This window comes from Variovorax sp. YR752, from assembly GCF_943372545.1.
This window is the reverse complement of sequence record NZ_CALRZC010000165.1, coordinates 1-18,768: the sequence shown is the minus strand read 5'-3', so window position 1 is coordinate 18,768 and position 18,768 is coordinate 1. Positions and strand designations below refer to the sequence as shown.

At 65.3% G+C, this 18,768-nt stretch carries 18 protein-coding genes; 7 read left to right on the top strand and 11 right to left on the bottom strand.

The window, feature by feature from the left end; all coding sequences use genetic code 11:
* Positions 1-754: 4-hydroxybenzoate 3-monooxygenase (locus tag AAG801_RS29245; RefSeq protein ID WP_341891539.1), on the top strand; the 754-nt coding region annotated here is incomplete at its 5' end.
* Here AAG801_RS29245 and AAG801_RS29240 read toward each other — a convergent pair.
* Genes AAG801_RS29240 through AAG801_RS29225 form a run of 4 tightly spaced genes read right to left on the bottom strand, consistent with a single transcriptional unit; the run spans position 724 to position 4,793 of the window.
* Positions 724-1,149, bottom strand: a complete 426-nt coding sequence (locus AAG801_RS29240) for an SRPBCC family protein (protein WP_341891538.1) — start codon at positions 1,147-1,149, stop codon at positions 724-726. The two genes, AAG801_RS29245 and AAG801_RS29240, sit on opposite strands and share 31 nt — an antisense overlap.
* 18 nt (positions 1,150-1,167) lie before the next feature.
* On the bottom strand, positions 1,168-1,530 hold the full coding sequence (locus tag AAG801_RS29235; protein ID WP_341891537.1) for a VOC family protein: 363 nt from the start codon (positions 1,528-1,530) through the stop codon (positions 1,168-1,170).
* Positions 1,509-2,423, bottom strand: a complete 915-nt coding sequence (locus tag AAG801_RS29230; protein WP_341891536.1) for an AraC family transcriptional regulator — start codon at positions 2,421-2,423, stop codon at positions 1,509-1,511. Before AAG801_RS29230 ends, AAG801_RS29235 begins: the two co-directional genes overlap by 22 nt.
* A 39-nt stretch (positions 2,424-2,462) precedes the next feature.
* Positions 2,463-4,793, bottom strand: coding sequence for a xanthine dehydrogenase family protein molybdopterin-binding subunit (locus AAG801_RS29225; RefSeq protein WP_341891535.1), 2,331 nt, complete (start codon positions 4,791-4,793; stop codon positions 2,463-2,465).
* A 225-nt stretch (positions 4,794-5,018) separates the two neighbouring features.
* Between AAG801_RS29225 and aat the strand changes: the two genes are divergently transcribed.
* The 3 genes from aat to AAG801_RS29210 are packed head-to-tail and all read left to right on the top strand — an operon-like array spanning position 5,019 to position 7,386.
* A complete protein-coding gene (gene aat, locus AAG801_RS29220; RefSeq protein WP_341891534.1) occupies positions 5,019-5,774 on the top strand; it encodes a leucyl/phenylalanyl-tRNA--protein transferase in 756 nt (251 codons plus the stop codon).
* Positions 5,775-5,780: 6 nt separating this feature from the next.
* Complete coding sequence (locus AAG801_RS29215) at positions 5,781-6,530, top strand: arginyltransferase (protein WP_101491846.1); 750 nt, start codon at positions 5,781-5,783, stop codon at positions 6,528-6,530.
* A 31-nt stretch (positions 6,531-6,561) separates the two neighbouring features.
* The gene (locus AAG801_RS29210; RefSeq protein WP_070060913.1) at positions 6,562-7,386 is read left to right on the top strand and encodes an IclR family transcriptional regulator; all 825 of its coding nucleotides are present in this window, start codon (positions 6,562-6,564) and stop codon (positions 7,384-7,386) included.
* A 109-nt stretch (positions 7,387-7,495) separates the two neighbouring features.
* Here AAG801_RS29210 and AAG801_RS29205 read toward each other — a convergent pair whose 3' ends face one another.
* The 7 genes from AAG801_RS29205 to AAG801_RS29175 all read right to left on the bottom strand — a co-directional run bounded on the left by AAG801_RS29205 (position 7,496) and on the right by AAG801_RS29175 (position 16,919).
* Entirely contained in the window at positions 7,496-8,659 is a 1,164-nt protein-coding gene (locus AAG801_RS29205) for a serine hydrolase (RefSeq protein ID WP_101491847.1), read from the bottom strand.
* A 117-nt stretch (positions 8,660-8,776) separates the two neighbouring features.
* Positions 8,777-10,315 (bottom strand): 2-isopropylmalate synthase, encoded by a 1,539-nt coding sequence (locus AAG801_RS29200; protein WP_341891533.1) that lies wholly within the window; start codon positions 10,313-10,315, stop codon positions 8,777-8,779.
* A gap of 125 nt (positions 10,316-10,440) precedes the next feature.
* The gene (gene leuA / locus AAG801_RS29195) at positions 10,441-12,144 is read right to left on the bottom strand and encodes a 2-isopropylmalate synthase (RefSeq protein ID WP_341891532.1); all 1,704 of its coding nucleotides are present in this window, start codon (positions 12,142-12,144) and stop codon (positions 10,441-10,443) included.
* A 209-nt stretch (positions 12,145-12,353) separates the two neighbouring features.
* Positions 12,354-13,178: a CDP-diacylglycerol--serine O-phosphatidyltransferase gene (pssA, locus tag AAG801_RS29190; RefSeq protein WP_056580207.1), complete on the bottom strand. Its 825-nt coding sequence runs from the start codon at positions 13,176-13,178 to the stop codon at positions 12,354-12,356.
* Between the two features lie 193 nt (positions 13,179-13,371).
* Positions 13,372-14,388, bottom strand: coding sequence for a ketol-acid reductoisomerase (gene ilvC / locus AAG801_RS29185; RefSeq protein ID WP_062478069.1), 1,017 nt, complete (start codon positions 14,386-14,388; stop codon positions 13,372-13,374).
* A gap of 148 nt (positions 14,389-14,536) precedes the next feature.
* Positions 14,537-15,028: an acetolactate synthase small subunit gene (gene ilvN, locus AAG801_RS29180; RefSeq protein ID WP_099789850.1), complete on the bottom strand. Its 492-nt coding sequence runs from the start codon at positions 15,026-15,028 to the stop codon at positions 14,537-14,539.
* A 106-nt stretch (positions 15,029-15,134) separates the two neighbouring features.
* Entirely contained in the window at positions 15,135-16,919 is a 1,785-nt protein-coding gene (locus AAG801_RS29175; RefSeq protein WP_101491934.1) for an acetolactate synthase 3 catalytic subunit, read from the bottom strand.
* A gap of 283 nt (positions 16,920-17,202) precedes the next feature.
* Between AAG801_RS29175 and AAG801_RS29170 the strand changes: the two genes are divergently transcribed.
* From AAG801_RS29170 to AAG801_RS29160, 3 genes are all read left to right on the top strand, one after another.
* Entirely contained in the window at positions 17,203-17,769 is a 567-nt protein-coding gene (locus AAG801_RS29170) for an RNA polymerase sigma factor (protein ID WP_101491849.1), read from the top strand.
* On the top strand, positions 17,766-18,191 hold the full coding sequence (locus AAG801_RS29165; protein WP_341891531.1) for a DUF3619 family protein: 426 nt from the start codon (positions 17,766-17,768) through the stop codon (positions 18,189-18,191). Before AAG801_RS29170 ends, AAG801_RS29165 begins: the two co-directional genes overlap by 4 nt.
* Before the next feature lie 5 nt (positions 18,192-18,196).
* The coding region (locus AAG801_RS29160) for a DUF3106 domain-containing protein (protein WP_341891530.1) at positions 18,197-18,768 on the top strand (572 nt) is incomplete at its 3' end.

Here is an 18,768-nt window from a genome sequence, read left to right as displayed (position 1 = left end):
GGACGGCCAGACGCACGAGATCGAGTGCGACTTCATCGCCGGCTGCGACGGCTACCACGGCGTGAGCCGCGCCAGCGTGCCGCCCGACGCGATCCAGACCTACGAGAAGGTCTACCCCTTCGGCTGGCTCGGCGTGCTGGCCGACGTGCCGCCGGTGTCGCACGAACTCATCTACGCGAACACCGAACGCGGCTTTGCGCTGTGCAGCATGCGCAGCGCCACTCGCTCGCGCTACTACGTGCAGGTGCCGACCGAAGAGAAGGTGGAGAACTGGAGCGACGAGGCCTTCTGGAACGAGCTGCGCGCGCGCCTCGACCCCGAAGCGCGCGAGCGGCTGGTGACCGGCCCGTCGCTCGAAAAGAGCATTGCGCCGCTGCGCAGCTTCGTGGCCGAGCCGATGCGCTTCGGTTCGCTGTTCCTGGCGGGGGACGCCGCGCACATCGTGCCGCCGACCGGCGCCAAGGGACTCAACCTCGCGACGGCCGACGTGGGGTACCTCTCGCGCGCCCTGGAGATTTTCTACAGCGAGAAGTCGGCCTCGGCGCTGGACCGTTACTCCGACCTGTGCCTGCGCCGCGTCTGGAAGGCCGAGCGCTTCTCGTGGTGGTTCACCTCGCTGATGCACCGCTTTCCCGAGACCGGCGCCTTCGGCCAGAAGATCCAGGAAGCCGAGCTCGACTACCTCGTGCATTCGCGCGCGGCGTCCACCGCGCTGGCGGAAAACTACGTGGGGCTGCCGCTCGAAGACTTCTGAGTGCGCTCCAGTGTCTGCTTCATCGCAGCGCCGCCGTGCGCCATCATCGGTTCGATGTATGCCGCGAGCCCGTCGGGCAGCACGTCGGTAATCCAGACGAAGCGCGAGCGGCCTTCGCCATCCGCGAATACCTGCGCCGAGGCGTGGTGGTGCGTGGCCTTGCCGTCGGTCACGGTGTAGGCTAGGCGGTGATGCTCGTCGTCGAGGGCCACGAGCAGCTCGCGCGCCACGAGGCCGTTGGCAAAGTGAACGATGCGGGCGCCCTGCCCGTCGAGTTCGCAGCCGGTGAGAAAGCCCGGCGCGAGGCGCGTGTGGACGGCGCCGAAGTCGCGCAACGCGTCCCACACCTGCGTCACATCAACCTCGACGATGAATTCCTTGTAGACGGTGGCCATGGGTCGGTGCCTTTCGTGTCAGGGACAGACGGCCTCGACGTTGTTGCCGTCGGGGTCGATGAGGAAGGCCGCGTAGTAGGTCGGGCTGTAGTCGGCGCGCGGCCCTGCGCCGCCGTTGTCGGTGCCGCCGGCTTTCAAGCCGGCCTTGTGGAACGCGGCGACGGCCGCGTGGTCGGGCGCGCGGAACGCGATGTGCGTGCCCGGGCCCTTGGCATCTTTCGCGGCATAGAGCCACAGCGCCGGTTCACCGGTGGGGCCAATGCCGGCGTAGCTGTCGTCGTCGTGGGAGCCCAGCACGTGGCCGAGCGGCGCGAGCGCGGCTTCGTAGAAGCGCCGGCTCGCGGCGAGGTCTTTGACTTTCAGTCCGATGTGGTCGTACATGGCGATGACTTTCTGCTTGAAGGGTGGATCAAGCGGTCATCGTGAAGCAGCGCGGCCAGGCGGTCTTGGAAAATCTTGCGGTCGCCCTTGGCAGCCAGCCGAAAGCCGCGCGGCGACACGCCGGCCGCACGGTGGAAGGTGCGCACGAAGTTGCTCAGGTCGGCAAAACCGGCCTCGCAGGCGACCTCGGTCACGGGAAGGTCGCTGTCCGCCAGCAGGCGCGCCGCGCGGCGCAGTCGGGAGCGCACGAGGTACTGGTGCGGCGTGACGCCGAGCACCTGGGAGAACAGCCGCAGGAAGTGGAAGGCGCTCAGCCCCGCTTGCGCGGCCGCGTCTTCCAGGCCGATCTCGCCTGCGGCGTGGGCTTCGATCCATGTTGCAGCCTCGACCGCACGGCGACGGTCGCGCGGCGTGGCCGACGGCGGCGCTTTGGGCTTGCCGCGCCCTTTCACCACGTCAAGGAAACGGCTGGCGAAGCCCATGCCCAGTTCGTCCAAGCCCACGTCGCTGCCGCCTTCGACCGCGACCTGCGCGAGCTCGCCGAGCACCATGAGTTCGGGCAGCGGCGGCAACCCCGAGGCGCGCCAGCTGCGTTGGTCGCCGCCGATCAGGTCGACGAAGCCCGGCGAGAAGTGGAACGACAGGCACTCGTCGCCGCAGGCGAAGTGCTCGTGGGTGCAGACGTAGTCGTCGCCCGGCGCGCCGACCAGCACGGAGCCGGCCACCAGTTCGTAGTCGCGGCCGAGCGCGCGGCAGCCGAAGCTGCCCTTGCGCACGTACGAGACCGAGTGCGTCTCGTGCATCTCGGTGAACGGCGCCGCGCCGACACCCGCATCGCAGCGGTAGGTCGAAACGCGGATCGCGTCAGTCTGCAGTTCGGTGGTGACACGCATGATGACTTTCGTCGCTCTTCGATCACCGGCCGGTGGCGCTCAGTCGATCGTCTGCATGGCCTGCCAGACCCGCGACGGGCTCAGCGGCATGTGCAGGCGAGGTGCGCGGGCCCCGAGGCCGTTGCGTGCGAAGGCATCGGCCACCGCGTTGACGATGGCCGGCGTGGCGCCGATGGTGCCCAACTCGCCGACGCCCTTCACGCCCAGCGGGTTGTTCTTGCAGGGCGTCGATTCGTCCATTTCCATCTGGAACATGGTGTCGACGATGTCGGCGCGCGGCGCGACGTAGTCCATGAGGCTGCCGGTCACGGGCTGGCCGGTTTCGGTGTCGTAGACCACCTGCTCGTACAGCGCCTGCCCGATGCCCTGCACGGCACCGCCTTCGAGCTGGCCGCGCACGATCATCGGGTTGACCACGCGGCCCACGTCGTTGACAGAGCTGTAGGCCACGACGCTGATCTCGCCCGTGGGCGGGTCGAGTTCGATCTCGCAGATGTGGCAGCCGTTGGGCCAGCTCGGGCCAGCCACGGTGCTGGTGGAGTCGACAAAGATCTCGCGCCCCGGCTGCTTGGCGGCCAGGGTGAACAGATCGAGTTCGAGGTCGGTGCCGGCCACGATGAAGGTGCCGCGGCTGTAGACGATGTCGTCGATGGAGGCCTCGAACTCCTGCGCTGCAAGTTCGCGCGCCTTGTCGATGGTGCGCTCGGCACCGATGCGCACGGCCGAGCCGCCGGTGAAGAGCGAGCGCGAGCCAGCGCTGCCGAAGCCGTCGCCGCGGTCGGTGTCGCCGAGCACCACACGCACTTTTTCGATGGGCACGCCGAAGGCATCGACGGCCAGCTGCGCGAGCGAGGTCGCAATGCCCTGCCCCATGGCGTTGACGGCCGAGAACACCTCGATCACGCCGTCGGCCTGCACGGACACGGTCACGCGTTCTTCGAACACGTTGCCACCGGTCCATTCGAGGAACGTGGCGATGCCCAGGCCGCGCTGCTTGCCGCGCGCCGCCGACTCGGCCGCGCGGGCCTCGAAGCCCTGCCAATCGGCCAGCTGCAGCGCCTGGTCCATCACCGATTCGAACTGGCCGGTGTCGTAGGTCTGCGCCATCGGGTTCTTGTAGGGCATCTGCTCGGGGCGGATGAAGTTGCGCCGACGCAGCGCGATGCGGTCGATGCCGGTCTGGCGCGCGGCCTCGTCCATCAGGCGTTCGATGGTGAAGATGGCCTCGGGCCGGCCCGCGCCGCGGTAGGCGCCGGTGGGCGCGGTGTTGGTGAGCACCGCCTTGAAATGGAAGTCGATGGTCTGAATGTCGTAGACGCTGGTCTGCACCCAGGGGCCGATCAGCAGTTGGATTGCGACGCCAGTGCCGGTGGCATAGGCGCCCACGTTGGCGAGCGTCTTGATGCGCAGGGCGAGGATCTTGCCGTCGGCGTCGAGCGCCATTTCAGCGCGCGCCTCGATGTCGCGGCCGTGCGCGCTGGAGAGGAACTCTTCGCTGCGGTCGGCCACCCACTTCACGGGCCGGCCTACCTGCAGTGCGGCGTAGGCGACGGCGATGTCTTCAGGGTAGGCACCGGTCTTCATGCCGAAACCGCCGCCGACATCGCCCACGACCACGCGCACTTTTTCCTTCGCGAGGCCGATGGCCGCGCAGACCGAATCACGCACGCCGGACGGCATCTGGGTGCTCATGCGGATGGTGAGGCGGTCGGTCTTGCTGTCGTGCGTGGCGAGCACGGCGCGCGGTTCGATGGTGAGCGCAACGACGCGCTGGTTGTTCACGTCCAGCGCAATCACATGGGCGGCGCGCTCGAATGCGGCGGTGGCGGCTTCGCTGCTGCCATGGCGCATCTCGGCGGCGATGTTGCCGGTGGCCTCGTCGCACAGGAGCGGCGCGCCGTCGGCGGTGGCGCCTGGGAGGTCGACCACCATCGGCAGTTCTTCGTAGTCGACCATGACAGCCTCGGCCGCATCGCGCGCCTGCTGCACGGTGTCGGCGATGACGCACGCTACCGGTTCGCCGACGAAGCGCGCGCGCTCGTGTGTCATGGCGCGGCGCGGCGGGCTGGCGCTGTCGCTGCCGTCCGCGCGCTTGAAGCCCGCGGCGCCGGGCATCGGCTTGACGCCGGCCTCGGCCAGGTCGGCCCCGGTGATCACACGCAGCACGCCGGGCATGCCGACGGCCGCGGACGTGTCGATGGACACGATGCGCGCATGCGGATACGGGGAACGCAGAAAAACGAGATGCGCCTGCTCGGAGAGCGTGACGTCGTCGGTGTAACGGCCGGCGCCTGCGAGCAGGCTTTCATCCTCGAGGCGGCGCACCGCCTGGCCGCTGCCGAAGCGCGTGGGGTTGGGTTCAGTGGTCAACGTGGTCCTCTTGTGCTGATCCCCGGCGCCCTGCTCATGCCTGCCGGATCCGCTGTGGTACTGCGAAAGCAAGCTGAGCACTATAGGTTTTTCGACGGGTCTTGTGGGTTGTCTCTTGTGCCATCGGCGGTGGCACCCGGGCCGCAGCCTTGTGGACTGTTCCCGTGTGAGCGGGATTTTCCCTCAAGTGGCGGGCGTTGCGAGAAGCCGTGTATACCTGCAACCATGCGACAACTGCCTTGGCTCGAACCCGGAGACACACTGCCCGACCCCGCGTCGGCATGGGACGAAAGAGACCCCGTGCCCGGCCTGCTGGCGGCCGGCGGATCGCTCGATGTCGATACTTTGATGCAGGCCTACGGCCGCTGCGTTTTCCCGTGGTTCAGCGACGACCAGCCCATCCTGTGGTGGAGCCCCGACCCGCGCATGGTGCTGCGCGTGAAAGACTTCCGGCTGCATCGCTCGCTGCGCAAGACCCTGAGCCGATTCGCCATGACGCCCGGTTGCGAGTTGCGCGTCGATCACGATTTTGGAACGGTGATCCAGGCGTGTTCGCAGTCGGCGCGCGCCGGCCAGTCGGGCACGTGGATCGTGCCGGACATGGTGCAGGCCTATACGGATTTGCACCGCGCCGGGCACGCACACAGCGTCGAAACCTGGATCGACGGCGAGTTGGCGGGCGGGCTCTACTGCGTGGCGCTGGGCCAGGCGGTGTTCGGCGAGTCGATGTTCACGCGCCGGCCGGACGCCTCGAAGATCGCGCTGGCCGGCTTGGTCGCGTTGTGCCGGCGCGCCGGTGTCGAAATGATCGACTGCCAGCAGAACACCGCGCACCTGGCCAGCCTCGGCGCCCGCGAAATGCCGCGCGCGCGCTTTGTCGCGCATGTGGCCAAGGCCCGAAAACAGGACGGGCCACAGTGGCAATTCGACCCCGTATACTGGTCCGAACTCCTTTCCGAGCGACCTTCTCTTTCGACGTGACGTGACGTGACGCACCTCAAGGATCTTCCGCTTCACACGCTGCAGTTCTACGCGACGGCGCCCTATCCCTGTAGCTACCTGCCGGATCGCCAGGCCCGCTCGCAGGTGGCCACGCCCAGCCATCTGATCCACAACGACGCGTATTCCGACCTGGTGCTCAGCGGCTTCCGGCGCAGCGGCATGTTCACCTACCGGCCGTACTGCGACGGCTGCCGCGCCTGCATCCCGCTGCGCGTGCTGGCACACAGCTTCCAGCCGAACCGCAGCCAGCGGCGCACAGCCAAGCAACACGCCGACCTGCAGGCGCGCGTGCTCAAGCTGTGCTTCGTGCCCGAGCACTACCAGCTCTACCTGCGCTACCAGACCGGCCGCCACTCGGGCGGCGGCATGGACCACGACAGCATCGACCAGTACACCCAGTTTTTGCTGCAAAGCCGCGTCAACTCGCGGCTGGTCGAGTTCCGCGAAACCCTGCCCGACGGCAGCCCAGGTGCGCTGAAGATGGTGTCGATCCTCGACGTGCTCAGCGACGGCATCTCGGCCGTCTACACCTTCTACGAGCCCGAGGACGGCGCCGGCTACGGCACCTACAGCGTGCTGTGGCAGATCGAGCAGGCCCGCAAGCTGGGGCTGCCACACGTCTATTTGGGCTACTGGATCGAGCACAGCGCCAAGATGAACTACAAGGCGCGCTTTTCCCCGCACGAAGTGTTGGTGGACGGCCACTGGCAGGCACCGAGCAATTTCACAAGGTAAAATTGGCGTCCGGTCATCACCGCCCAGCGCCATGAGAAAAAACCTATCCGACGTTCCCGCCACTCCGGTCATCCAGGTCATCGAGCGCATGTTCTCGCTGATCGATGTTCTGGCCTCGCGCGAAGAGGCCATTTCGCTGAAGGAAATCAGCGAAAAGACGGGGCTTCACCCCTCGACCACGCACCGCATCCTCAATGACCTCGCGGTCGGTCGCTTCGTCGATCGGCCGGAAGCCGGCAGCTACCGCCTCGGCATGCGCCTACTGGAGCTGGGCAACCTGGTCAAGGGCCGCCTGAACGTGCGCGACGCGGCCCTGGGTCCGATGCGCGAGCTGCACAAGCTCACGCAGCAGCCGGTCAACCTCAGCATGCGCCAGGGCGACGAGATCGTGTACATCGAGCGCGCCTACAGCGAACGCTCGGGCATGCAGGTGGTGCGCGCCATCGGCGGCCGTGCCGCCCTGCACCTGACCTCGACCGGCAAGCTGTTCCTGGCCGCCGACGACCCACAGCGCGTGCGCAGTTACGCCACGCGCACCGGCTTGGCCGGCCACACCCGGAACAGCATCACCCAGCTGCCCGCGCTCGAGCGCGAACTGTCGAAGGCGCGCCAGTACGGCATCGCGCGCGACAACGAAGAACTGGAACTGGGCGTGCGCTGCATGGCCGCCGGCATCTACGACGACCAGGGCAAGCTGGTGGCGGGCCTGTCGATCTCGGCCCCGGCCGATCGCCTCGACGAAGGCTGGCTGCCCAAGCTGCAGGCAACCGCCAACGAGATCTCGGGCGCGCTGGGCTTCAAGGACGGCATGGCTGCAACGCCTGCGTCGGGCGCGAACGTGACAACGGGCGCCTGAGCGCCCGTTTTCTTTCGACTCTTTCTTCTCTCTCCCCGGCGAGTCAGCCGGTGGGCCCTTCACAAGGGCAGCAGGCAGGCCGCTGAACGGCCTCCCCGCTCGATCCATCTCAGCCAGCGACCTGGAAGCCGCGCGGACCCGATACGGCGTGCGTGGCCTCAACCCAGCGGCGAACCCGCTCGGCGTCGGCGATGCGGCTGAACTTGCCGGCCGAATCCAGGAACACCATGATCAGCTTGCGCCCGGCCACCTTGGCTTGCATCACGAGGCACTGGCCGGCTTCGGAGATGTAGCCGGTCTTCTGCAGGCCGATGTCCCACTCGGGGCTGCGCACCAGGCGGTTGGTGGTGTTGAACTGCAGCACGCGGTTGCCGACTTCGACCTGGTATTCAGGCGACGTGGACAGCGAACGCACCGTGGCGTCGGAATAGGCTGCGTTGACCAGCAGCGCCAGGTCTTGCGCGCTCGACTGGTTGCGGCTCGACAGGCCCGTGGGCTCCACGTAGCGCGTGTCCTTCATGCCGAGCATGCGAGCCTTGGCATTCATGATGCTCACGAAGGTCGTGAGGCCGCCCGGGTAGGTACGGCCCAGTGCGTGCGCGGCGCGGTTCTCACTCGACATCAGCGCCAGGTGCAGCAGCTCGCCGCGCGACAGTGTGGTGCCGACGGTCAGGCGCGAACGGCTGCCCTTTTCGGTGTCGACGTCGTCTTGCGTGATGGTGATGAGTTCGTCGTTCGGCAGACGGGCTTCGCTGATCAGCAGGCCGGTCATGAGCTTGGTGAGCGAAGCGATGGGCAGCACGGCGTGGTCGTTCTTGCTGAACAGCACTTCGTGGGTGTCCTGGTCGATCACCAGGGCAACGCTCGACTTCAGGTCGAGCACGTCTTCGGTGCCGTGCAAACCGGCCATCTGGCCGAAGGACTGGCGGGCCGGCGTCTCGACGCGCACCACCGAACGGCGCTGCACGGCGACGACGGTCTTGCCGTTCTTCTTGCGGATGGTGGCCACGACGTTGCGGCCGCCGCGCACGACCTTGTCGGCCTGCTCGGTGCGACCGCCGCGCGCCACCTTGGAAGCCGACGCATTGCGCTTGGCTTCGACGGGTGCCTTCGCCTTCTTGGCGACGGCAGACTTGGCGGCAGCGGGTTTTTCCTTCTTCGCGGCCTGGGCGCCAGGCAGCAAAAACGCCGAGGCGCACAGCGCCACGGCGAGGAACTTGAAGGCGGGTAGGAACCGCTGGATGGAAACTCGACGTAGACGGGTTTCAGGCATCAATAAATCTCCAGCGGCAACAAACGAGGACCGCAGTGTATCCAAATCAAAAAAGGCACGCAATATCAGTTACTTGCATCCCCTTCTTCATTCGAATACCAAGGAACGCCTCAAAACCTAACCTTGTGCCGCCACTCTCTCAGCTTGGCTCTGTAACTTGTTGAGCGCACTCAAATAAGCCTTTGCCGAAGCGACCACGATGTCTGGGTCTGCGCCCACACCGTTGACCACCCGCCCTGCGTTTTGTAACCGGACTGTAACTTCTCCCTGGCTTTCCGTCGAGCCGCTGATGGCATTTACAGAGTAAAGAACCATCTCCGCGCCGCTCTTGACGTGGGCCTCGATGGCCTTGAGGGACGCATCGACCGGCCCGTTGCCGTCGGATTCGCTGGTGACTTCCTTGCCCTGGATCGTGAACACGATCCTGGCCTGGGGCCGTTCACCGGTTTCGCTGTGCTGGGAGAGAGAGACAAAAGCGAACTGTTCACCAACGTTTGACAACTCTTCCGCGCTGACCAGCGCCAGGATGTCTTCGTCGAAAATTTCGGACTTGCGATCGGCCAGCTCCTTGAAGCGCGAGAACGCGGCGTTGACCTCGGTTTCGCTTTCCATCGTCACACCCAGGTCCTGCAGGCGCTGCTTGAAGGCGTTGCGGCCGCTGAGCTTGCCCAGCACGATCTTGTTGGCGCTCCAGCCCACGTCTTCGGCCCGCATGATCTCGTAGGTGTCGCGTGCCTTGAGCACGCCGTCCTGGTGAATGCCCGAGGCGTGCGCGAACGCGTTGGCGCCCACCACGGCCTTGTTGGGCTGCACCACGAAGCCGGTGGTCTGGCTCACCATGCGGCTCGCGGCCACGATGTGCTGGGTGTCGATGTTCAGGTCGAGCCCGAAGTAGTCCCTGCGCGTCTTCACGGCCATGACCACTTCTTCGAGCGAGCAGTTGCCCGCGCGCTCGCCCAGGCCGTTGATCGTGCACTCGACCTGGCGCGCACCGCCGATCTTCACGCCGGCCAGCGAATTCGCCACGGCCATGCCGAGGTCGTTGTGGCAATGCACCGACCAGATCGCCTTGTCGCTGTTGGGAATGCGCTCGCGCAGCATCTTGATGAAGTTGCCGTACAGCTCGGGAATCGCGTAGCCGACGGTGTCGGGCACGTTGATGGTGGTGGCGCCCTCGTTGATCACGGTTTCAAGCACGCGGCACAGGAAGTCCGGGTCGCTGCGGTAGCCGTCTTCGGGGCTGAACTCGACGTCGGCGATCTGGTTGCGCGCAAAGCGCACGGCCAGCTTGGCCTGCTCATGCACCTCGTCGGGCGACATGCGCAGCTTCTTCTCCATGTGCAGCGGCGAGGTCGCGATGAAGGTGTGGATGCGCCCGCGCGCCGCGCCCTTCAGGGCCTCGGCCGCGCGTGCGATGTCGCGGTCGTTGGCACGCGAGAGACCACACACCGTCGCGTCCTTGATCGCGTTGGCGATGGCCTTCACGGCCTCGAAATCGCCGTTCGAGCTGGCCGGAAAGCCCGCTTCGATGACGTCGACCTTGAGCCGCTCCAGCAGCTTGGCGATGCGCAATTTTTCGTCGCGCGTCATCGAGGCGCCGGGCGACTGCTCGCCGTCGCGCAAGGTGGTGTCGAAAATAATGAGTTGGTCGGTCATCGTGGATCTCCTTGGGTTCTATTCAGCCGTCGATCAGGCCGGCGCCGGGCCGCTCCCAAGGCGGCCTGCGGCCCCCTCGGGGGGGCAGCGACGACACGCAGTGCGAGAGCGTGGGGGTCATGCCTTCAGGCGACTTCAACCGCCGATTGTGCGCTGTGCGCGCCCCGGGTCCGCGCCCGCTGCACGCCCGACACGATCGCCTTCAGCGAGGCCGAGATCACGTTCGCGTCGATGCCGACACCGAACAGCGTCTGCGATTCGTCGACGCGCAGCTCGAGGTAGGCCACCGACTTGGCGTCGGCGCCAGCGCCGATGGCGTGCTGGTGGTAGTCCATGACGCGCACCGTGTGCCCGGTGGCCTGGCTCAGCGCCTGCGTGAAGGCGTCGATCGGGCCGTTGCCGCGACCTTCGATGGCGCGCGTTTCACCGTCCCAGGGCAGATCGCCGCGCAGCACCACCGTGGCCTCGGCGCCCTCGCCTTCTTCCTGGATCACGCGGTGCTGCAAAGCCTTGGCGGTCTCGATGCCGTATTCGTTCACGAAGATCTGCCAGAGGTCGGCAGCGGTGAGCTCCTTGCCACCCACGTCCATCACGCGCTGCACGACCTGCATGAACTCCATCTGCAGGCGGCGCGGCATCTCGAGGCCGTACTCGCTCTCGAGCAGGTAGGCCATGCCGCCCTTGCCCGACTGGCTGTTCACGCGGATCACGGCTTCGTAGCTGCGGCCCACGTCCTTCGGATCGATGGGGAGGTACGGAATGTCCCAGATGTCGCCGTCCTTGCGAGCGGCGAAGGCCTTCTTGATCGCGTCCTGGTGCGAGCCCGAGAACGAGGTGTAGACCAGGTCGCCTACGTACGGATGGCGCGGGTGTACGGGAATCTGGTTGCAGTGCTCGACCGTGGCGCGGATCTCGTCGATGTTCGAGAAATCGAGTTCGGGCGAAACGCCCTGCGTGTAGAGGTTGAGCGCGACGTTGACGAGGTCGAGGTTGCCGGTGCGCTCGCCGTTGCCGAAGAGGCAGCCTTCGATGCGCTCGGCGCCCGCCATCAAGGCCAGTTCGCCGGCCGCCGTGCCGGTGCCGCGGTCGTTGTGCGGATGCACGCACAGCACGATCGAATCGCGACGCTCGAGGTTGCGATGCATCCACTCGATCATGTCCGCGAAGATGTTCGGCGTGGAATGCTCGACCGTCGTGGGCAGGTTGACGATGCACTTGCGCTCGGGCGTCGGCGCCCACACCGCGGTGACTGCATCGACCACTCGCTTGGAGAAGACCACGTCGGTGCCCGAGAACATTTCGGGCGAGTACTGGAAGGTCCACTTCGTGGCCGGCTGCTTGGCGGCAAAGGCGTTGAACATGCGCGCATGGCTGCTCGCGAGTTCGACGATCTGGTCTTCGTCCATGCCGAGCACCACGCGACGCATCACGGGAGCCACGGCGTTGTAGAGGTGGACGATGGCGCGCGGTGCGCCTTGCAGCGCTTCGAAGGTGCGTTCGATGAGGTGGTCACGTGCCTGCGTGAGCACCTGGATCGTCACGTCGTCGGGAATGCGGTCTTCTTCGATGAGCTTGCGCACGAAGTCGAATTCGACCTGCGACGCCGAGGGAAAGCCGACTTCGATTTCCTTGAAGCCGATGGCCACGAGGGTTTCGAACATGCGCATCTTGCGCGGGATGTCCATGGGCTCGACCAGCGCCTGGTTGCCATCGCGCAGGTCCGTCGACAGCCAGATCGGGGCCTTGGTCAGCACGGCGTCGGGCCAGGTGCGGTCCTTGAGGCCGATCGGTGCGAATGCGCGGTACTTGGCTTGAGGTTGCTTCAACATGTCGATTTCTCTGTGATGGTTGGAACTCAACCAGCAACCCCAAAAAGACAAACGGCCCGTTGCTGGTGCGAACGGGCCGTGATGAGGGATTAGCGCGTGCGCTACCGTCTCCGCCCGTGAGGGAGGGCTAGTAGGGCCAGCAGCGAAATCTTGGTCATGAGGGTTGCGAATGTAGCACAGCCTTCGCGGGCCTGTGAAGGCCCGGGACTTCAGTTGTGCAGCCCCCGCTCGTCCGGCTCTTCGGTCGAGGTGCTGATGACGCTCACCGGCTGGCCCTTGGCCTTGCGCCATGCGTACACCACGTAGCCGCTCAGGCCGTAGGCCACGAACAGGCTGAACAGCACCGTCGGCGGATGGATGTTGATGACGGCGATGCCCAGCGCGATCAGCACGATCACGACGAAGGGCACGCTCTTCTTCATCTGGACGTCCTTGAAGCTGTAGAACGGCGCGTTGGTGACCATCGAGAGGCCGGCATAAAGCGTGAATGCAAAAGTGATCCAGGTGATCTGCGTCCACGAGAGATACAGCACCTCGCCGCCGCGCTTGCCCCACTCGGTCATGAGCCAGATGAAGCCCGCCACGAGCGCCGCCGCCGCTGGCGACGGCAGACCCTGGAACCAGCGCTTGTCGACCACGCCTGTGTTGACGTTGAAGCGCGCGAGCCGCAGTGCCGCACAGGCGCAGTAAACGAAGGCCGCGATCCAGCCCCAGCGCCCCAGCCCCTTGAGCGACCACTCATACGCGATGAGCGCAGGCGCGGCGCCGAACGACACCATGTCGGACAGCGAGTCCATCTGCTCGCCGAACGCGCTCTGCGTGTTGGTCATGCGCGCGACGCGGCCGTCGAGGCTGTCGAGGATCATCGCGGCGAACACGCCGAGCGCCGCGAGGTCGAAGCGCGCGTTCATGGCCATCACGACCGAGTAGAAGCCGCCGAACAACGCCGCCAGCGTGAACAGGTTAGGCAGGATGTAGATGCCCTTGCGACGCTTGCGCGGCTGCACATCGTCGGGGAGCGTGTCGTCATGCATTGAAATGGCCTCCGTCCCTCGTGGGAACTGCCCGGTCAGCTATCCAATCGATAGCGTCTTGATCTGTGAATCGCATGCTTCGCAGTGTAGTTCAGGGGACTTGTGCGCTCCCCTTCAAACGAAAGGGCCACCGCGATGGGTGGCCCTCCGAAACAGGGTGCCGAAGCACCCTGTTGGCTCTTGCCTCTGAAGATCAGTTACGGGTCTGGTCGACCAGCTTGTTCTTCTTGATCCAAGGCATCATCGCGCGCAGCTTTTCGCCGACGACTTCGATCTGATGCTCGGCGTTCAGGCGACGGCGGCTGATCAGCACCGGCTGGCCGGCAGCGGCTTCGAGCACGAAGCTCTTGGCGTATTCGCCGGTCTGGATGTCCTGCAGGACCTTCTTCATGGCCTTCTTGGTCTCGTCGGTCACGATGCGCGGGCCCGTGACGTACTCGCCGTATTCGGCGTTGTTCGAGATCGAGTAGTTCATGTTGGCGATGCCGCCTTCATAGATCAGGTCGACGATCAGCTTCAGCTCGTGCAGGCATTCGAAGTACGCCATTTCGGGCGCGTAGCCGGCTTCCACCAGCGTTTCGAAACCAGCCTTGATCAGCTCGACCGTACCGCCGCACAGAACCGCTTGTTCGCCGAACAGGTCGGTCTCGGTTTCTTCGCGGAAGTTGGTCTCGATGATGCCGGCCTTGCCGCCGCCGTTGGCGGTGGCGTAGCTCAGCGCGAGGTCACGCGCCTTGCCGCTCTTGTCCTGGTGCACCGCGATCAGGTGCGGCACGCCGCCACCTTGCGTGTACGTGCCGCGCACGGTGTGGCCCGGGGCCTTGGGAGCAACCATCCACACGTCGAGGTCGGCGCGCGGCTGCACGAAGCCGTAGTGCACGTTGAAGCCGTGCGCGAAGACGAGCGAAGCGCCTTCCTTGATGTTCGGGGCCACGTCGTTCTTGTAGACGGCGGCGATCTGCTCGTCGGGCAGCAGGATCATGACGACGTCGGCCGACTTCACGGCATCAGCGACTTCGGCGACCTGCAGGCCAGCCTTGCCGACCTTGTCCCACGAAGCGCCGCCCTTGCGCAGGCCGACCACGACCTTGACGCCGCTGTCGTTCAGGTTCTGCGCGTGTGCGTGACCTTGCGAGCCGTAACCGATGATGGCAACCGTCTTGCCCTTGATGAGGCTCAGGTCCGCGTCCTTGTCGTAATAAACCTTCATGATGTTCTCCAGATAGATATGCGAGTTGCAGTATGTTGTTGTGCCGTTCGTCCTGAGCCTGTCGAAGGGCTCAATGCAGTCCCCGCTTGCGCAGGGGCTTCGACAAGCTCAGCCCGAACGGGCAACGACTGAGCTCCGAATCATGGTGTCAGACCCGCAGGATGCGTTCGCCGCGTCCGATGCCGCTGGCGCCGGTGCGAACCGTCTCCAGAATGGCACTGCGGTCGATCGCTTCAAGAAAAGCGTCGTTCTTGCCGTGATCGCCGGTGAGCTCGATGGTGTAGCTCTTGTCGGTCACGTCGATGATGCGGCCACGGAAGATTTCCGCCATGCGCATCATTTCCTCGCGTTCCTTGCCCACCGCACGCACCTTCACCATCATGAGCTCGCGCTCGGTGTAGGCGCCTTCGGTCAGGTCGACCACCTTCACGACCTCGATGAGGCGGTTCAGGTGCTTGGTGATCTGCTCGATCACATCGTCCGAGCCGTTGGTGACGATGGTCATGCGCGAGAGGCTTGCGTCCTCGGTCGGCGCCACGGTCAGCGATTCGATGTTGTAGCCACGGGCCGAAAAAAGGCCCACCACGCGGGAAAGAGCACCCGGCTCGTTTTCCAGCAGCACTGCAATGATGTGTTTCATGTTGGCGTGACTCCTCTTTTCGCCGCCCTCCCCCGTGCACGGTAATGCGCGGGCTTGGCGGGCAATAGATTCGTCAGTAAAAAGTTGAGCGAACGAACGTTCCGGATCAGAGATCTTCGGAACCCAACAGCATCTCGGTGATGCCCATGCCGGCCTTGACCATCGGGAACACGTTCTCGGTGGGGTCGGTACGGAAATCCATGAACACCGTGCGGTCCTTGAGCTTGCGCGCCTCGCGCAGCGCCGGCTCCACGTCTTGTGGACGTTCGATCAGCATGCCGACGTGGCCGTAGGCCTCGGCGAGCTTCACGAAGTTGGGCAGCGCGTCCATGTAGCTGTGGCTGTAGCGGCCGGAGTATTCGATCTCCTGCCACTGGCGCACCATGCCCAGGTAGCGGTTGTTGAGCGAGCAGATCTTGATCGGCGTGTTGTACTGCAGGCAGGTCGACAGCTCCTGGATGCACATCTGCACCGAGCCTTCGCCGGTGATGGTGAACACTTCCGAATCGGGCTTGGCGAGCTTGATGCCCATGGCGTAGGGAATGCCCACGCCCATGGTGCCCAGGCCACCCGAATTGATCCAGCGGCGCGGCTCGTCGAAGCGGTAGTACTGGGCAGCCCACATCTGGTGCTGGCCGACGTCCGACGTGATGTACGTGTCGGCGTCCTTGGTCATGTTCCAGAGCGTCTCGACCACGAACTGCGGCTTGATCACATCCTTGTTGTCGCGGTCGTACTTGAGGCAGTCGCGCGAGCGCCAGCTCTCGATGGTCTTCCACCAGTCGGCCAGTGCACCGGCGTCGGGCTTGGCGGTGCTCTCGCGGATCATCGAGATCAGCTCGGTGAGCACGTCCTTCACGTCGCCGACGATCGGGATGTCGACCTTCACGCGCTTGGAGATGCTCGACGGGTCGATGTCGACGTGGATGATCTTGCGTTCGTTCTGCGCGAAGTGCTTCGGGTTGCCGATCACGCGGTCGTCGAAGCGCGCACCCACGGCCAGCAGCACGTCGCAGTTCTGCATCGCGTTGTTGGCTTCGATGGTGCCGTGCATGCCCAGCATGCCGAGGAACTTGCGATCGCTTGCCGGATAGGCGCCCAGGCCCATCAGCGTGTTCGTGACCGGGTAGCCGAGCATGTCGACCAGCGTGCGCAGCTCGTTGCAGGCATTGCCCAGGAGCACGCCGCCGCCGGTGTAGATGTACGGGCGCTTGGCCGCCAGCAGCAGTTGCAGTGCCTTGCGGATCTGCCCGCCGTGGCCCTTGCGCACCGGGTTGTACGAGCGCATCTCGACCTTGTCGGGATAGCCGCTGTACGGGGTCTTCTTGAAGGACACGTCCTTCGGCACATCCACCACCACGGGGCCGGGACGGCCGCTGCGTGCGATGTGGAAGGCCTTCTTCATCGTCATGGCCAGATCCTTCGGATCCTTGACGAGGAAGTTGTGCTTGACGATGGGGCGCGTGATGCCGACCGTGTCGCATTCCTGGAAGGCGTCGAGACCGATAGCGGCCGTAGGCACCTGGCCGGAAATGATCACCATCGGGATCGAGTCCATGTACGCCGTCGCGATGCCAGTGACCGCATTGGTCAGGCCGGGGCCGGAGGTGACCAGCGCCACACCGACTTCACCGGTGGCGCGCGCATAGCCGTCGGCTGCATGCACGGCGGCCTGCTCGTGGCGCACCAGCACATGCTGGATGGTGTCCTGCTTGTAGAACGCGTCGTAGATGTAGAGAACCGCGCCGCCGGGATAGCCCCAGACGTACTGAACGCCTTCGGCCTGCAGTGCCTTGATCAGCACTTCAGCGCCCATGAGTTCTTGCGTGGTGTTGCCGGCGCCAGAGGACGCGGCTGCTGCGGAAGCGAGTTCCGCCTTCGAGATTTCCATGATCAACCTTTGTGTTTTTTCGGGAACGAAAAACCTTGGGTGCCCCTTGCCAGCCCTTGTGGGGCCGCGCCAGGACTTGAGGCCAAAGCCATGAGCGGACTGATGTTCCGCCGGACCGTGACCCGTTTGCCTTTTGACTTGCAACGCGGATTATGACACTACCCGCGCGTTCAGACTCGCTTCAGGTGCCCTGTCCTGGCACAAAGGCATAATCCGCCGCATAAAAACATAAGCGTTCGCCAAACATCCTCCCCACGCGGCGCATCCCGCCGCCCCCTCTCATTTGGCTACTGAACACGAACTCTCCGACTTCCTGAAAAACGTCGAGCGACGGGCCTTCAAGCGCTCGGTCTATCACGTGCGGGACGAAGAAGCGGCACTCGATATCGTGCAGGACAGCATGATGAAGCTGGCGCAGCACTACGGCGACAAGCCTGCCGAGGAACTGCCGATGCTGTTCCAGCGCATCCTGTCGAACTGCACGCTCGACTGGTTCCGCCGCCAGAAGACCCGCCGCGCCCTTTTCTCCAACCTCAGCGACTTCGAACCGGCCGACAACGGCGAAGATTTCGATCTGCTGGAGAACTTTGTCTCGCCAACCGACTCCAGGGAATCGGAGAGCGCCGAAGACACCATCCGCCGCAGCCAGGTCTTTCACGCCATCGAAGAACAGATCGCGGCTTTGCCCGGCCGTCAACGCGAGGCTTTCCTGATGCGTTACTGGGAGGAAATGGACGTCGCAGAGACGGCCGCCGCAATGGGCTGCTCCGAGGGCAGCGTCAAAACCCATTGTTCGCGAGCCGTCCACGCTCTGAGCAAGGCGCTCAAAGCCAAGGGAATATCGCTATGAATACCAAGGTTCCAACCTCTCAATCCAGCGCTGCAGAAGACCGCTTCGGCCAACGGCTGGCGGCTCGGCTGTCGGACGGCAATCAAGCGTTGCCGCACGACATCAGCGAGCGCCTGCGCATTGCCCGTTCGCAGGCCGTGGCCGCGCGCAAGCAGGCACCGCAACTGCGCATGGCGCCCGTTGCGGTCCAGGCGGGCCACACGGTCACGCTGGGTGGCAGCTGGTGGACCCGCATCGGTTCCGTGGTGCCCCTGATCGCCCTGGTGGCCGGCCTGATCGCCATCAGCGTGATGCAGGACGACGACCGCGCCAGCGAACTCGCCGAGGTTGACTCGGCCCTACTGACGGGCGACCTGCCGCCTGCCGCCTACACCGATCCCGGCTTCGCCCAATTCCTGAAGTCCGACAGCGCCTCCGACTGAACACCTTGCCCGACCGAATGCGACGCCGCTCCGTTTCCCGTGCGAAAGCCCTGCTTCCGTTGCGCCCGCTCCCGGCGGGCGCCGTCGTTTGGGCGGGTGCGCTGGCAGCCGCTGCCTTCGGCCTGACGCTGGCCGATGCCCAGACGCTGTCCGAGGCCACCAAGCCCGCCACGCACGCCGCCGCCGCCAATGGCGCGGCGAGCCCCAAGGCCGTTGCCACGACCAAGCCCCTCTGGAGCGACCTGAGCACCGAGCAGCAGCACGCTCTAAAGCCGCTGGTTTCGCACTGGAACACGTTGAACGCCGGCCAGAAGCGCAAGTGGCTGGCCCTGTCGCGCAACTACGCGAACATGCCCGCCGACGACCAGGTCACGCTGCACAGCCGCATGATCGAATGGGCGGCGCTGAGCAACCAGCAGCGCGCCCAGGCCCGCCTGAATTTCGCCGAGGTCAAGCGCGTGCCTGCTGATGAGCGCCGGCTCAAGTGGGAGCAATACCAGGCGCTGAGCGAAGAAGAAAAACGCAAGCTCGCCGAGAGCGCACCGCCCAAGCCCCGCGGCGCCGCCCTGCCAGTACG